Here is a 15,412-nt window from a genome sequence, read left to right as displayed (position 1 = left end):
AACAGCTTTTTAGACCACGCATTGGCGAGGATGTCACACAGCGGAATAAAAAATCATAAAAAAACCTGGGGTTATTATGCAAATGCCCGCCGCGAGGGCAAGTCGCGGCGGGCATTTGTCGGCTATTTTGATGAATTAACAGCGTAATTTACGATTTCACACCGCTTTTTCCGCCGTTTTGTCACCTTTCAGCGTGGCCTGCAGTTGATCTTCGTCGAGATGGCCAACCCATTTTGCCACCACCACGGTCGCCACCCCGTTACCAATCAGGTTGGTCAGCGCACGCGCCTCTGACATAAAGCGGTCAATGCCGAGGATCAGCGCCAGCCCGGCCACCGGCAGATGGCCGACCGCGGAGAGCGTAGCCGCCAGCACGATAAAGCCGCTGCCGGTAACGCCGGCCGCCCCTTTCGACGACAGCAGCAGCACCACCAGCAGGGTTATCTGATGCCAGATGTCCATATGGCTGTTGGTCGCCTGGGCGATAAACACCGCGGCCATCGTCAGATAGATGGACGTACCGTCGAGGTTAAACGAGTAACCGGTGGGGATCACCAGGCCAACCACCGACTTTTTACAGCCGAGCTTTTCCATTTTATCCAGCATGCGCGGCAGCGCGGACTCGGAGGAGGAGGTGCCGAGCACGATTAGCAGCTCCTCTTTGATGTAGGCGATAAATTTGAAGATATTGAAGCCGGCCAGCCGGGCGATCAGCCCCAGCACCAGCACCACAAACAGCACGCAGGTGATATAGAAACAGATAATCAGCTGGCCGAGCTGCACCAGCGACCCGACGCCGTACTTGCCGATGGTGAAGGCCATCGCACCGAACGCCCCGATCGGTGCCAGGCGCATAATCATATTGATGATGCCGAAGATCACTTTGGCGAAGCTGTCGATAAAGTTGAACACCAGCGTGCCTTTATCGCCGAGTCGGTGTAGCGCAAAGCCGAACAGCACCGCAAACAGCAGCACCTGCAGGATATTACCGCTGGCAAAGGCGCCGATCACGCTGCCCGGGATCACGTCCAGCAGGAAGGCGACGATCCCCTGCTGCTCGGCCTGCTGGGCGTAGACCGCCACCGCTTTGGCATCCAGCGTCGACGGGTCAACGTTCATGCCCGCCCCCGGCTGCAGCAGGTTCACCACCACCAGCCCGATAATCAGCGCAATGGTACTGACCACTTCGAAGTAGAGCAGCGCCACCGCACCGGTGCGGCCAACCGCCTTCATGCTCTCCATGCCGGCAATGCCGGTGACCACGGTACAGAAGATTACCGGGGCAATAATCATTTTAATCAGTTTGACGAAGGCATCGCCCAGCGGTTTCATCTGGGCACCTAACTCGGGGTAAAAGTGGCCGAGCAGCACCCCGACGGCGATCGCGGTGAGCACCTGGAAGTACAGACTTTTGAACAGGGATGTTTTCATTGAGTATCCGGTTTACGACGTGGTGGTTGCGCATATTCTGCCGGAGCGGAGCGGCGTGCACGCTGGCGGCCGCACCCGTTCGGCGAATAATTATTTATAATTTTGTGTTGGAACAGCGCGAAAATAACACCCGGTTAACAGGATTAATACCCGTGGTCGACCAGATCGGCCAGCGTTGTACTGATTTTATGAACTGAATCACGTCAGCAGATAATTTTACCCAAAAGGTTCAATTATCGCTGATTGCTGAGGAGTGCGAAAAGTAGCGGCGGTCAAAAACGGCCGGAGGCAGCGCCTCGGCAAACAGGAAGCCCTGGCCAACCGTCAGGCCGAGCGCCAGCAGCGCATCACGCTGCTGCGGCGTTTCCACGCCTTCGGCGACCACGTCCAGCTCAATGATGCCGGCAATCGCCGCGATAATGCGCACCATCACATCGTCAGCCGGCAGGGTGGCGACAAAGCTGCGGTCAATTTTGATTTTACTCACCGGCAGCGTTTTGAACTGGCTTAGCAGGTCAAGGTTGGCATAACCCATACCGAAGTCATCCAGCGCCACCGACAGCCCGCTCTGTCGCAGCTGACGCAGCAGCTGCAGCGCATGGCCCAGCTCGCCGACCTGCGCGGTTTCGGTGATCTCCAGCATCAGGCTGCCGGGGACGATCGGATAGCGCTGCAGCAGCGACTGCAGATGTTCGATAACCAGCGGGTCCCTGAGCTGGATCACCGACAGGTTGGCGCTCAGCGGCAGCGTAATCCCCTGCTGCTGCCAGCCGGTCAGCAGCCGGCAGGACTCTTCCAGCACCCAGCGCCCGAGCGGGCGGATCTCGCCGTTCTGCTCGGCACAGGCGATCAGGTCCTCCGGCAGGCTCCAGCTGCCGTCAGGCTGCTGCAGGCGCAGCAGCGCTTCTGCACCGACCAGCTCGCCGCTGCGCATATCGACCTGCGGCTGCAGCCACAGGGCAAATCTGCCGGCGGCCAGCAGGCCGGCGATATCATAGTTGTCCGCCAGCGGTGACGACAGCGCCGCCAGCTGGCGTTGATTACGGTTGTAGTGGCGAATCAACAGGCCGAGCTCATCGTTGCGGTGATAGCGTGGCAGCTCCAGCTGATGGCCTGCCAGCGCCTGCGCCGGCAGGTCGCGCAGCTCATGGGCGATTTTGCGCAGTGGCCGCACCATCAGCCGGTTGATGCACCAGCTGATGGCGATCGACAGGATCAGCGCCAGCAGCAGGAAGGTGGTGACCATCGTCGACATGGCACTGAGGATAAACTGATAGACGCGCCAGGAGTCCGCCTGCAGCACCAGCATCGCCAGCGGCTTCGGGTTGGCGGGTTCGACCGAGTAGAGCGGCACGGTAATCTGTACCGGCAGCTCGAACAACCGGGCGACGAACCGCGGCACCGGTTTTTCCGGCTCGAAGTCGGTGTGTAGCGCCTGCAGGCCGTTCGGCAGCACCACTTCGGCGCGGGCGAGGATCCCGGCCGGGCGCAGCGAGTTAAGAATGCGTTCCGCCTGCGGGATATCGGCCTTCAGCACCGCCTGAGACAGCGGCTGGCGCACCGTGTGGGCGACATTCTCCATCTGCTGGGCATAGTCAATCCTGCGCTGTTGCACAAAGTGGAAAAGCTGGATGACGATAAAAATACAGATGGTGACTACCGCAACGCCTGACACCGTCGCCATCTGCTTAATCGTTAATGATCGACTGATGCGCAAACCTGCTCTCCGAATCCCTGACTACCCGATCCCAAACACCTCGGGCCAACCAGCCCAGAGTATACCTGAAACGCGGGCAGGTAGCGGGACAGCCTGCGGATATCCCACCGGCCGGGCCGATTTCACGACTTACGTTATCACGCCTGATGAGGATTGGTTTAAGGCTTTTCTTAAAGATTCACGCGCGGTGGCGGCATTTACGTTGTAAGGTATGCGGACTGATAAGAGTTTATCTCATTCTTGTTAAGGACAGTCAGACCTCATAACCGAACATCCGTGATGCGAACACGATTATGACGATTTCATTTACCTTAGGGCTGAGTCAACTTCAGAATGAATTAATACTGATGCAATCGCCGGGCTGCTACTGGGTCACGGTGGATCGTCAGGAGGACGCACGCCTGCTGGTACGGCAAATCGTCGCCGCGCAGCCGATGCTGGCGCTGATCGGTACGGTGGCCGAACCGCCTGAGCTGCTGCTGCCGGACGGGCTGGTCAACAGCGCGGATGTGGCGTTCTTTGCTTTGCCTGAAACGCCTGATGCCCTGCAGCAGCTGACCGATACGCTGTCACGCGGCCTGACATCTGCCCCGCGATTTCTTTTATTTTATCATTCGGCTTCGCTGTGGCAAAAAATAGCGCCCGGGGCGTTAACCCGCTGGCTGCAGAATGTAAAAAACTGGTTATCAGCACGACAGTCAACCCTATTAATCATCACCCGCGAAACGGAAGGTCCTCCCCTGCGTGACCGGCTGCAAACGCTGCACAGCCACATTGATGGACTCTCTCAGCTGGATAAGCAGCCACATGACTGGGAATACCGGATCCGCTGGTGGCGCTATCAGGGCGGGGAGCTGCAGGATAAGACCTTTGCGCTGACCACCGACAGCCACGGATTCACCCTGCACAGGGAGGCGGCGCCGGTGATCAACGATGCCCTGCTGTTTTTAGCCAGCAGGAATGCCGTCGCCGATATTCTGCCGCGTGGCAGCCAGTGGACGCTGTTCGAAGATAACCACCAGCTGGCACGCGCCGCTGAACACGTCAGCGCCGCCACCGTGGTGTTCAGCGTTGAGCACAACAGCCAGGTGGTGGAGCTTGCCAGCCACGTTCATGCGCTGCGCTGCCAGCGCGGCAGCGCACTGAAGATGGCGATCAGAGAGACGCGCACCGCACTGCGCTACAGCGATGAACGACTGCTGCTGGCCTGTGGCGTAAACGCCGTGATCCCGTTCAATACGCCGGACAACCGTTTTCTTGCCGTGCTGGACGATCTGCAGGGGCAGATGTTTAACCGTTTTGTCCCGGCACAGATCGACGTGCTGTTAAAATCAGTCCAGCCGATGAAGGAGAAGGGGTTGTTGCCGACGGCGGCTTTTTGCCGGGCGGTACACGGCTTACTGCACAGCTCGGCACTGCCTGTTGACGGTAAAGGCCTGCTGGTCGCGCTGCAGCCGGTCAGCGGGATGAGCCTGGCAGAGGTGCTGCCACAGTGCCAGCCACGCCGCTTTGGCGATCTGCTGACCACCGCCGATGACCAGATTTATCTGTTCCTGTCATCCTGCCGCTTCAGCGATCTGAGCATCGCGCTGAAATTTATCTTCCGCCGCCCCCATGCCGAGCTGGTGGCGCTGCAGAGCGTCTGGTATGGCGATGCGCAGATCGCCGATGAACTGCGCCAGCTGGAAACCGCAGAGTGACCTGAGGCAGGCCGTACCATGCGGCCTGCCCTTAACGCACCGTTTCCCTAGCGAGCTTTATACGCCAGCCAGGTCAGCAGATGCAGGCTGGAGGAGTAGTAATCTTCCGTTGGCGCCAGCGTATCGTTGAGATAGCCGGTTTCATTCAGCGTCAGATCGCGCACCGCCAGCAGCCCACCGGCCATATTGTAGGTGGCCTTGTTGTTGCTCATCACATCGATCCACGCCGGGGTTTGCAGGCGTGAAAAGTTCATCCAGAAGCGCTGGAACGGCACCAGCTGCAGGCTCTGATCGTCATACCAGGCGAGATAGAGCGGAATGCGCACCGCATCGTAGCTGAAACGCGGCGGCCAGGCGGTAGCCGGGGCCAGGCTGCCGTCGGCGTTCAGTACCACCCAGTCCAGCGGCAGGTTGCTGTCGCCAAAGTGCATATCACCCAGCAGCGCCAGGCCGTCGCTAATCAGCTGATTCCACACCTGCAGATGGCTGCGGCGGGCGAAATCCTGCCAGGCGGGAAAGATAAAGTAGGACGGATTGAGGATCACGTAGGTGTTTTTATTAAACCCCTGCTCGCCGGGCAGCATCACCGTGCGGTTACCGAAGGTGGTGACGTTACGCGCCAGGATCTCACGCTGAATGGCGTCAGACGCCTTCAGCCACGCGGGAACCTGCCATTTTTCACCGGCTTTCAGCAGCGCCCAGGCGATCAGTACATCACCGTCTGACGCGTTGTTTCTGTCGGCGATCGGATCGGCGGCCGCGGGCTGATAGCGCCAGTAAAACAGGCCATTGGCCGGGTTTTTCAGGTGGGTTTCGGTCCAGCCCCACAGCTGTTCAAAGCTGCTGCGATCGTTGTAAAACACCGCCATCAGCATGGCGTAACCCTGCCCTTCGGTATGGCTGATGTTCTTATTACCGGTGTCCTGGATGCGACCATCGCTGGTCAGAAAACGCGTTTTAAAACTGCTCCAGCCGTCTGCGGCGCTGGCCTGAGCCGCGCCCAGCACCATCGCCAGTGCCAATACCATCACCCTCAACATATCCCTGATAATCCTCTTAAACCTGATAACGAAAGCGCAGCGCGGTTTCGCCGCTGGCTTCAACGGCCAGCGCAACGTGCTCACGCCCGCCCTGCTCGCGCAGCCAGCGCGCGTAAAGGCCCAGCAGCACCGCAGCAAACGCCTGCTGCCACTGCTCCGGCGACAGCAGGCTGTCCCCCGGCGGCAGCGCGACGTGATCGATAACCATCGCCGTCTCATACGGCTGAATGTCGATCACCCCCCAGCCAAACCGCGCCAGCACCTGATTAGCCCGCGCCTCCAGCTCGCTGACGGTGGCGGCGCGGCCCAGCGGATAGCGGCGGGCCAGGTTATCGCCCATCTGCTGTAAAAATGCCTGGCTTTCGCGCTCGCCGGCGTTGTGCAGCATGCCGTGAATCATCACGCTCAGCAGATCAAACCAGCCGGGCTGGACCTGCTGCTGGCGATAGTAGTTCAGGGTGCGATCCGGTAACTGACTCATGCTTATTTGCCTCCCAGCATGTAGCGGAAATAGAGTTGCGCCGTACTTTCGTTATATTCACCAAAGGTGTCATAGCCGATCTGGCCGCCGATGGTGACGTCTTTATTAATTTTGTAGTCCGCGCCGGCGTGCAGATTATAGCCGATGCCGCTTTTGCTGCCGCCGGAGTAGTAAGCCTCTTTGGCGAAACCGGCGGTGGCCGCCGCCTCCAGCGCCGACTGCCAGTCAGCGTTGTTCGGGAAGTAGGCGCTGCGGTCCTGGGTATAGGACTGATAGCCCGCCGAGCCGCCGACGCGCACGCTCAGATCATCATAGGTCTGCGAATAGTCGACCGGGAACGAGACGCTGACGAAGTTCTGCGGGCTGAAGTAGCCGCCCTGACCGTAGCTGTAGTAGCTGAGATTTTTCGAGAAATCCATCCAGCTGATGCTGATACCGGTCTTCAGCTCGCGATCGTTATAGTGGAACGGCCGCACGTAGGCACCGGCGTTGCCCACCAGCCCTTTGTTACTGGCCACGTTCTCACCGAGGTAGCTGTAAACGCCGCCGCCGACGTAGAAGCCGGCGTCACCATCGTCGTAGCTTAACAGCGCGTTACCGCCGTTTTTGGTTACCCGGCCCCAGCTCTTGCCGGAGAGGCGATCTTTGGTGCCAACGTAGGAGAGCAGGCTGTCGGTGACCGCCCGGCGCTCGCCGGTCAGGATCAGCGTCAGGTAGTCGGTGAGTTTCGGTGCCCACTTCACCCCACCGACCAGGGTGCTGAGATCCTGGCCGAGCGGCGTGCTGCCGAGGTCGATTTTATAGTTGCTGCCGGTCAGCGCCAGGTTCAGCTCGACGCCGGTGGCGCTCTGCGAATCGCTGGAGCTGTCCATCACCTCGTCGGTGTTCTGCTTACGCGTTGACGCGACCAGATAGTCTCTCAGCGCGGTGTTGTTGTTCAGGCTGGTCAGGTTGTTCAGCCCGGTTGAGGTCAGCGGGTTGAGGTCGTCAAACCTGACGCTGCCCAGCGCGGTCAGCGCCGACGCCACCCCCGGGTTCGCCGCGTTAAAGGTGGCCAGATCGGTGGCGTTGAGCGTCGCCAGGTAGGCCTGCTCGCTTTTGATGGTGGTGATCAGGTTGGAGATCGCCTGCTCGCCCGCGCCGCTGCCGAGGCGGCGGTAGGCGTCGCCGCTGGCGCTGCCCGCGCTCAGGGTGATCGGCGTGACGGTAAAGTCAAAGCGCGCGTCGCCCAGCGGCGCGCTGGACCAGGTGAGCGGCGCTTTGGCTTCGGTCAGCTTGCTCAGGCCGTTCTCGCCGTCGCGCCCGCGGATCTGGATGCCGGCCTGTGCCCAGGTGCCGGTATCTTTCTCCATCTCCGCCATCATGGTGTCGATCTGGTGCAGCGTCTGGTTCTGCTGCGTCGCCACCTCGCTGCCGCCGTTCAGCGGCACGCCGTCGATATTGCGGTAATCGCGGTAGTTGGGTGCCTGCTGCCACGGCATGGTGCTGCCGTAGGCGGATGGCGACGGGCGCGGCGACAGCGTGGTGCGGTTGATAAACGGGTTATCGGAGGCCAGCAGGCCGCCCACCGACGGATTGCTGCCGGTCTGCGCCCCTTGCAGGCCGATCATCTTGCCGCGCGCGGTGCGCAGGTAGCTGAGCGCCTGGTTATGGTCGCCCTCAGCTTCGGAGACGCGGGCCAGCAGCAGCAGGCGCTGCGGCGTCTGTTCACCGCGCAGGCCGCCGGCCAGCGTCCGGGCTTTCGGCACGTCGTCCAGCGCCAGCGCCACGTTTACCGCCCCTTCGCGGGCGTCCTGGGTTGGCGTATCGCGGGTCATCAGGTAGTCATAGACCACCCCCGCCTCTTTATTCATCTTGCCGGACTGATACAGGCGCGCCATGGCAAACATCAGATCGGTGTTCTGCGGATCGCTCTGCACCGCCGAGATCAGCTTGTCATACGCCGCCGCATACTGTTTCTGCTCGCGCAGGCGGTCGGCTTCCTGAATTACCCCGCCGTTACGCAGGCTGGCCAGCTGCGCCGGGGTGCTGCGCGACTGCAGCTCCGGGCTGCTGAGGAAACTCTGCCCCTCCGCGCCCAGCCCGGCCTGATTCAGTACGTCCACCTGCGCCGCATAGTCGCCGGCGTTACCCTGCACGCCGCGGCGCATGTTGCCGCGCACCACCGCGACCGCGCTGGCCATATCGCCGGACTGCGCCAGCGCTTTCGCCAGGTTACCGGCGTCTGCCGGGGCGGAAGGCGGGTTAGCCGCCAGCGCCTTCAGCGTGTTAGCCGCCGCCGCGCTGGAGCCCTGGTCGAGATACTGCTTCGCCACGCTCATCTGCTGATTGAAGTTGACCCGCTGCGCCAGCGTGCGCATGTCGGCATTCTGGCTGCGCGCCGGAATGCGCGCCAGCAGGCTGTTGGCCTGCGCCCAGGCCCCGCTTTCGCTGGCAAACAGCGCCGCCGCGTAGACTTCGTTGCTGCTGGCACCGTTGCGGTAAGCGGGCTGCATCACGCCTGCAGCGGCAGCGGCATCGCCCTGCTGCTGGTAAATACGGGCCAGGTCAAGGCGCAGCCAGGCATCGTTGGGGAAGCGCTGCATCCCCTGCTGCAGAAGGGTGATCGCGCGCTGCGGGTTGCCGGCGGCCAGCGCCTGTTTCGCGTCACGGCGTACCGGGTCGCTGGTCGCCACCGGGCGCGGCGTTACCGCCTCGCGCACGCTGGCGGGCAGCGAGGCGAGCAGGGTATTGGCCTCTGCCGTGCGGTTCTGCTGACGCAGCACGTAGAACAGCCCCTCTTTCGCCGGGCGGTTGTCGGCGTCAGCGGCCAGCACGCTGCGGTAAGTCTGCTCGGCCTGGTCCAGCTGGTTGTTGCGGCGCAGCACGTCGGCGCGGAACAGCTTCGCCGCCTCGCCCTTCTCACCGCTGGCCTGCACCAGCGGCTCGCTCAGCGCCAGCGCTTTCGCACTGTCGCCGGCTTTCATCGCCTGCTGTGCAGACGCCAGCTGGCCGTAGAAGCGCGCATCGTCCGCCTGCTGCTGGCGCTGCTGGCTGTCGTTGCCGCCGAGCTTCGCCGCCCGCTCCAGGTAGTCAGCCGCCTGGGCATAGTTACCGCTGCGCTGCGCCACGTAGCCGAGGCCGGCCAGCGCGTCGGCATCCTGTGGGTTGGTCTGCAGCACCTGGTTAAAGGCGCTCTGCGCGCTGGAGACGTCGCCGCTGTTCAGCGCGGTAAAGCCCTGGCCTTTCGCCGCGCCGCCGACGTTTTTACGGAAGTGGTTCATCACCTCCGTATCCTGCGGGTGGCGCTGCTGAAAATTCTGGTACAGCGTGCTGTCGGCGGGCTGCGGGCCAAGCCACAGCAGCGCCTGGCGCAGTGAACGGTCGGCGTCCGCACTGCCGCCGGCCATGCTTTCCAGCATCTGCACACCTTCGCGACGCGTCGACTCCTGGTAGGTCAGTGCCTTACCCAGCGCCAGCCGCGCGGCGTTGTCCTGCGGGTTCTGCGCGCTGAACTGGCGCAGGTTATCCACCGCCTGCGGCAGCAGGGTGCGGTCGCCGGCCATGGTCAGATAGTACTCTGCCGCCACGCTCGGCGGCGGCACGTTGCCGCTGAAGGTGTTACGCCAGGTCTGCAGCGCGGCGGCGGTGTTGCCGCTGCGCGCCTGCTGACGGGCCAGCGACAGCTGCGCCGCCGGGATGGTCTGCAGCTGGCGGGCGTTATCCAGCTCGACCAGCCGCGGATCGTTCGGCGACAGCGCGCTGAGCCGTTCACGCCATTTGGCCCCGGCGGCGTTGTCGCCGTTCTGCTGCGACCACAGCGACATCAGGTAGATGGCTTCGGTGTTATTCGCATCCACCATCAGCACCTTCTGCAGCGCCTCACGCGCCAGATCGTCGTGCGATTTCTGGTGCCAGTAGTTGGCCTGGGCGAACAGCGCCTGTACCGCCGGGTTTGCGTCTGCCGCCAGCGCGGGCAGGCTGAGCAGCGACAGCGCCAGGCTGCCGCCCGTGATCCAGCTCTGACGTATTCTGGCATTTAACAGCGTGAGGGACGTTTTCATCATTCTTTATCCTCGCCAGAGTCTCGGGAAGGGTTCTGCGGGTGCAGACGCCGCCAGGCGTGACGCTTCAGCAGCGCACAGGTACTGAGTCCGATTAGCAGGGCGCTGAACAGCGCCAGCAGCGCCAGCAGCACCGCGTGCTGGTTGGCGTACCACACCACCATCATGTACCACGGCATCTGGCCGCTCGGGAACTGTGGCCCGACGCGGAAGCTGCGGATACCGGTCTCATCGGTGATCACCGCGGTGTCGCCGCGGATGCCGGCGTTAATGCGCGGCTGGGTCAGATCGTTCTGCAGACGCGCCAGCTGATCGTCATCGGTGGCGACGGTCATCACCACCAGCCGGCTGCTGTTCCACGGCGAGCGATAGCTGACAAAGCCGCGCCAGTCCTCGTTCGAGGAGAAGTAGCGATCGGCATCCAGCGTCTGCTGGGTCCAGTCACCGGTCAGCCAGGCGCGCGCCTTGTCCAGCGTGCCCGGCACCTTCACCCCCAGCGTATGGTTCTGCACTTCGTACGGCGAAGCGGAGAGCATCTCCTGGTTAAAGGCGGTCTGTTTCAGGGTCGAAACCGACAGCACGTCGCTGTTCTCCAGCCGCTCGCGCAGGGTGCCGCCGCTCGGGATGCCAAACAGCACGTTGTTATGACTCAGCGCCACGCCGGTGGCGTTACCGGAACGGCCTGCCAGATCCAGCAGCGTGCTGATTTCGGCGTTAGCCGGACGCTCCGGCAGCATCAGCACGGTTTGCGAGTAGTCCGCCAGCCGCGAGAACGGGAAGGAGGCGCCGACAAAGTAAGAGAGGTTCGGCAACAGCGTGAAGTGCCGGGTATTGCTCAGGTCGATATACGAATCTTCCTCAATCCGGCTCTTAATGTTGTTGTTGCTCAGCACGCTGCACGGCGCGCTGGCCTTCGGTTTGATATTGAAATAGAGCTGCAGCTGGTTATCACCGTAAATCAGGTACGGATCGAGCTTGAGGGTGTACTTCTCCTGGCGCGCGTCGCCGCCCAGCCGGTGCCAGATGTTCTCCAGCAGGCCGACTTTGTTCACCGTCAGGTTGCGCAGGAAGGTGCCGTTCAGCGTGACGTTGAGCAGTGAGTTATCTTCATCAATCCAGCTCTCTGACGGGAAGCGGTAGTTGAGCTGCACCGGCAGGGTGTCGCCATCCCACAGGAACAGGTCCGGCGCCGCACGGAAGTTAACGCGCAGCGCATCGTGCCAGATGCCGTTGGTGGTCAGGTTTTGATCCTGGCGCAGCAGTTCGCTGAGGCGCACCGGGCGTTCGGTATTGATCCAGCGCGGCGCATCGTAAGGTTTACGCACCGGCATGGTTTGTGAGGCCACATCCAGCTGCGGCCGATCGGCGTTGAACGGCTGCATTAAACGCCAGGCCGCCTGACGCATCTGGGCGTCGTCCTTGCCCACCACCAGCAGCAGCTTGTAGACCGGGTTATCCGGATTATCGACAATCTGCAGCAGCGGGGTATCAGACGCCGGCAGCGTCAGGTTGCCGATCTTCTCGCCGGGGCGGCCAAACACCACGCCGTTTTTCTCCGGCAGCTGGCCGCGCAGCACCGGGAAGCTGATGCCACGATAGTCGGCCTGAATGCCCATCCACGAGGCGAGGATCGCCGCCGCCGAGACGTCACCCGGGTTAACGTTATCGCTGAAGATCATCGGCACGCTGGCCGGGTTCATGCGCAGCGGGTCGATAAACGGCCGCGGGAAGTTGCGCAGGCTGGTGCCGATATTCAGCTGCTGGCCTTCCAGCGCCAGGGTGGTGGCGGGCAGGATGGTGACCTGATACTGCTCAGCGCTGTCGCGCTCACACATCAGCTGGTCGGCGTCGTTGATTTTAAAGCTGAGATTGTTGTTGGAGACCACCATCGCCGCCGGGATATCCAGCTGGAAATCTTCGGTGTTGCGATCCGAGGCGCTGAGCGGCAGGGTGCCCAGCGGCTGGCCGTTGAGCATCAGCTGCAGCGAGGTATTGCGCGCCGCCAGCGCCTGCGACACCTTCAGCGACAGGTTCAGGCGTGCGTTGGTGATCACTTCGTCGGTCGGCAGGGTAAAGACGATACCGGACTGCAGCTGGCCGCCGGTCAGGGTCACACCCTGCGGCTGGCCCATCTGCGCCACGCTGACCTGGCTGCTGAGCGGCTGGTTGATCGACATGCCGGCCAGCGACGGCGCGCTGCTGGTCGGGGTGGCATCCACCGGCGCAGGCAGCGGCGGCAGGCCGGGAATATCGCTGACGCTGGCCGGTGGCAGCGCCGCATCGTCACCGGACGGCAGGCCCTGCTGCCCGCTGTCATCCGCCTGGTCAGCGGCGACGGGGGTAGAGACATCCGGGGCAGCGCTGCCGGTAGCGGCAGCATTACCGTTGGTCGGCCAGGCCGGAGCCGCGTTGCCGGTGGCAGCAGCATTGCCCGCAGCGCTAATGTCATTCGCCGGCCACGCCGGTGCGGTGTTGCCGCCAGCCGTGGTATTATCGGTGGCAGCAACATTGCCCGCAGCGCTACTGTCATTCGCCGGCCAGGCCGGAGCCGCGTTGCCGCCAGCCGTGGTATTACCGGTGGCAGCAGCATTGCCCGCAGCGCTACTGTCGTTCGCCGGCCACGCCGGTGCGGCGTTGCCGCCAGCCGTGGTATTAGCGGTGGCAGCAGCGCTGCCGCCAGCCGGGGTACTACCGCCGTTAGCGGCGGCGGCCGGGTCACTCTCCTGCCCCTGCGGCATAAAGCTGCGCAGCAGGTCATTGTCCGCGCTGCGGTCAGCCGGGGTCGCCTGGGCGCTGCCGAGGGTCAGTGCGGTGCCGAGGCAAAGCGCGCGCCATACCAGTTTCTTCATGCCACGCCATCCTCTTCCGCTTTAAGCTTATTTTTCCTGTTTGACCGGCCATCTTTCCAGCTCAGCCAGAACAGTTCGAAGACGGTGCGAATAATGGTCATCAGCGAGCGCAGCGGATTGTCCTTGCGGCCCGGCGGGTTGATCCAGGCATCGGCGCGCGACAGCACCACCCGCACCAGCTCACGGCGGCGCGACAGCGGAATATCCTGGAACTGCAGGCGGATAATGCCGGCACTGGCGTCGATCAGGTGCACCGGAATCGAGATCGCCCCGGTCTGCAGCATCAGGTCGACCGCTTCGATCTGGTCATCTTCATGACGACGATCCGGCGCCTTCAGCTGCACGCCGCCCATCGACAGGTTGATGGTCTGGCTGCGCGAGGAGATGCCGCTGGCGTAGTGGACAACCACCGGAATACTGACGTCGATACGGATGGTTTTACGCACCTGCTTGGTTTCACGCGCCACGGCGATCGCCGCCATCAGAATAATCAGGCTGAACAGCGCCCAGCCGACGTTAAGCGCGATCACGTAAGGGTCCACGCCGAAGTAGTCATGGGCGAAGGCGCGCACCAGGCCGCTGATCACCCCGGCGGTCAGCAGCAGCGCGCAGATGACGTGCGGGCGCACGATGTTGAAGTCGAAGAAGCCGACGTCGAGCAGGCCGCCCTTATCGGTCACGTTAAACTTACCGTGCTTCGGCGAGATCATGGTCAGCAGGGTCGGGATCACCAGGTGGAAGGCCATCACCGTTTCGTAGATCTCACCCCAGAAGGTGGCGCGGAAGCGGCCGTTCATCCGTGAGTTGACGTACAGCGACATCACCAGGTGCGGCAGCACGTAAGAGAAGATCAGGCTGGCCGAAGAGTGAATGATATTCAGGTTAAACAGCAGGTACGCCAGCGGCGCGGTGAGGAAGATAACCCTCGGCAGGCCGAACTGGAAGTGCAGCATGGCGTTGAGGTAGCACAGGCGCTGCTGCCACTTGAGGCCGCGCCCCAGCAGCGGGTTATCGACGCGGAAAATCTGCGTCATGCCGCGCGCCCAGCGGGTACGCTGCACGATATGCAGGCCGAGACGCTCGGTAGCCAGCCCCGCCGCCAGCGGGATCGCCAGGAAGGCCGAGCCCCAGCCGAGGCGCTGCATTTTCAGCGCGGTATGCGCATCTTCGGTGACGGTTTCCACCGCAAAGCCGCCGATCTGTTCCAGCGCCGAGCGGCGGATCACCGCACAGGAGCCGCAGAAGAAGGTGGCGTTCCAGTTATCGTTGCCCTGCTGCACCGGGCCGTAGAACAGCGCCCCTTCGTTGGGGATTTCACGCGCCGCCTTCAGGTTACGTTCAAACGGATCCGGCGAGTAGAAGTAGTGCGGCGTCTGCAGCAGCGCCAGCTTGTCGTCTTTGAGGAACGCGCCAACGGTGGCCTGCAGGAAGGTACGGGTGGCGACGTGGTCGCAGTCAAACACGCAGATCAGCTCACCTTTGGTGATCTTCATCGCGTGGTTGAGGTTGCCGGCCTTGGCGTGGCGGTTGTCATCACGGGTGATGTAGCCGACGCCAACGTCGGCGGCAAAGCGGGCAAATTCGCTGCGCTTGCCGTCATCCAGCAGATAGATTTTCAGCTTGTCACGCGGGTAGTCGATACACTGCGCGGCCAGCACCGTGTCGCGCACCACGTCGAGGCTTTCGTTATAGCTGGGGACGTAGACGTCCACCGTCGGCCACAGGCTGACGTCATCCGGCAGCGGCTCAATGTTGCGCTTCAGCGGCCACGAGGTCTGCAGATAGCCGAGGATCAGGATCAGCCACACGTACAGCTCGGCGATAAACAGGCCGATCCCGAGGATCGCCTCGACTTCCGAGTTGAAGTGCAGCGTTTCGGTGGCCCGCCACCAGATATAGCGCGTCGACATCATGGCGGAGAGAAACACCATGATCATCGACACTTTCTGGCTTTTAATCCGGCCGAGCAGAAACAGAATGGCGATAGAGATCAGACCGAAGGTGTACTGTTTCTGGCTATCCATCGGGGTAATGATGATCACCGCAACCACCGGAGCCAGCAGCAGTAGCAGCAGATAGAACAGGGCTTTTTTCATAAGGTCATCCTGAACACGAACAGGCATTCATTTCGTAGTGGCGACACCACGCGTA

At 62.3% G+C, this 15,412-nt stretch carries 8 protein-coding genes; 1 reads left to right on the top strand and 7 read right to left on the bottom strand.

Annotation, left to right across the window (positions count from 1 at the left end):
- Nucleotides 1–156 precede the first annotated feature (156 nt).
- Nucleotides 157–1,431 carry a dicarboxylate/amino acid:cation symporter gene (locus tag GKQ23_RS01865; RefSeq protein ID WP_212409618.1) on the bottom strand — a complete coding sequence of 425 codons (1,275 nt, stop codon included), beginning with the start codon at nucleotides 1,429–1,431 and terminating at the stop codon, nucleotides 157–159.
- 229 nt (nucleotides 1,432–1,660) lie between these two features.
- A complete protein-coding gene (locus GKQ23_RS01860) occupies nucleotides 1,661–3,148 on the bottom strand; it encodes an EAL domain-containing protein (RefSeq protein WP_212409617.1) in 1,488 nt (495 codons plus the stop codon).
- Nucleotides 3,149–3,495: 347 nt separating this feature from the next.
- On the opposite strand from GKQ23_RS01860, the gene bcsE reads away from it, so the two are divergent.
- A complete protein-coding gene (bcsE, locus tag GKQ23_RS01855; protein ID WP_249168462.1) occupies nucleotides 3,496–4,848 on the top strand; it encodes a cellulose biosynthesis protein BcsE in 1,353 nt (450 codons plus the stop codon).
- A gap of 47 nt (nucleotides 4,849–4,895) precedes the next feature.
- Here the strand turns inward: bcsE and GKQ23_RS01850 are convergent, their stop codons facing one another.
- Genes GKQ23_RS01850 through bcsA form a run of 5 tightly spaced genes read right to left on the bottom strand, consistent with a single transcriptional unit; the run spans nucleotide 4,896 to nucleotide 15,357 of the window.
- The gene (locus GKQ23_RS01850) at nucleotides 4,896–5,888 is read right to left on the bottom strand and encodes a glycosyl hydrolase family 8 (protein ID WP_212409615.1); all 993 of its coding nucleotides are present in this window, start codon (nucleotides 5,886–5,888) and stop codon (nucleotides 4,896–4,898) included.
- 16 nt (nucleotides 5,889–5,904) lie between these two features.
- Nucleotides 5,905–6,369 (bottom strand): cellulose biosynthesis protein BcsD, encoded by a 465-nt coding sequence (bcsD, locus tag GKQ23_RS01845; protein WP_056240752.1) that lies wholly within the window; start codon nucleotides 6,367–6,369, stop codon nucleotides 5,905–5,907.
- A gap of 2 nt (nucleotides 6,370–6,371) precedes the next feature.
- Nucleotides 6,372–10,412, bottom strand: a complete 4,041-nt coding sequence (locus GKQ23_RS01840) for a cellulose biosynthesis protein BcsC (RefSeq protein WP_212411522.1) — start codon at nucleotides 10,410–10,412, stop codon at nucleotides 6,372–6,374.
- The gene (gene bcsB, locus GKQ23_RS01835; protein WP_249168461.1) at nucleotides 10,412–13,261 is read right to left on the bottom strand and encodes a cellulose biosynthesis cyclic di-GMP-binding regulatory protein BcsB; all 2,850 of its coding nucleotides are present in this window, start codon (nucleotides 13,259–13,261) and stop codon (nucleotides 10,412–10,414) included. Before bcsB ends, GKQ23_RS01840 begins: the two co-directional genes overlap by 1 nt.
- Nucleotides 13,258–15,357: a UDP-forming cellulose synthase catalytic subunit gene (gene bcsA, locus GKQ23_RS01830; RefSeq protein WP_212409614.1), complete on the bottom strand. Its 2,100-nt coding sequence runs from the start codon at nucleotides 15,355–15,357 to the stop codon at nucleotides 13,258–13,260. The genes bcsB and bcsA overlap by 4 nt, the downstream gene beginning before the upstream one ends.
- Nucleotides 15,358–15,412 lie beyond the last annotated feature (55 nt).

Source organism: Erwinia sp. E602, from assembly GCF_018141005.1.
In the GTDB taxonomy this organism is placed as follows: Bacteria; Pseudomonadota; Gammaproteobacteria; order Enterobacterales; family Enterobacteriaceae; genus Erwinia.
This window is presented reverse-complemented; position numbering and strand designations above follow the sequence as displayed.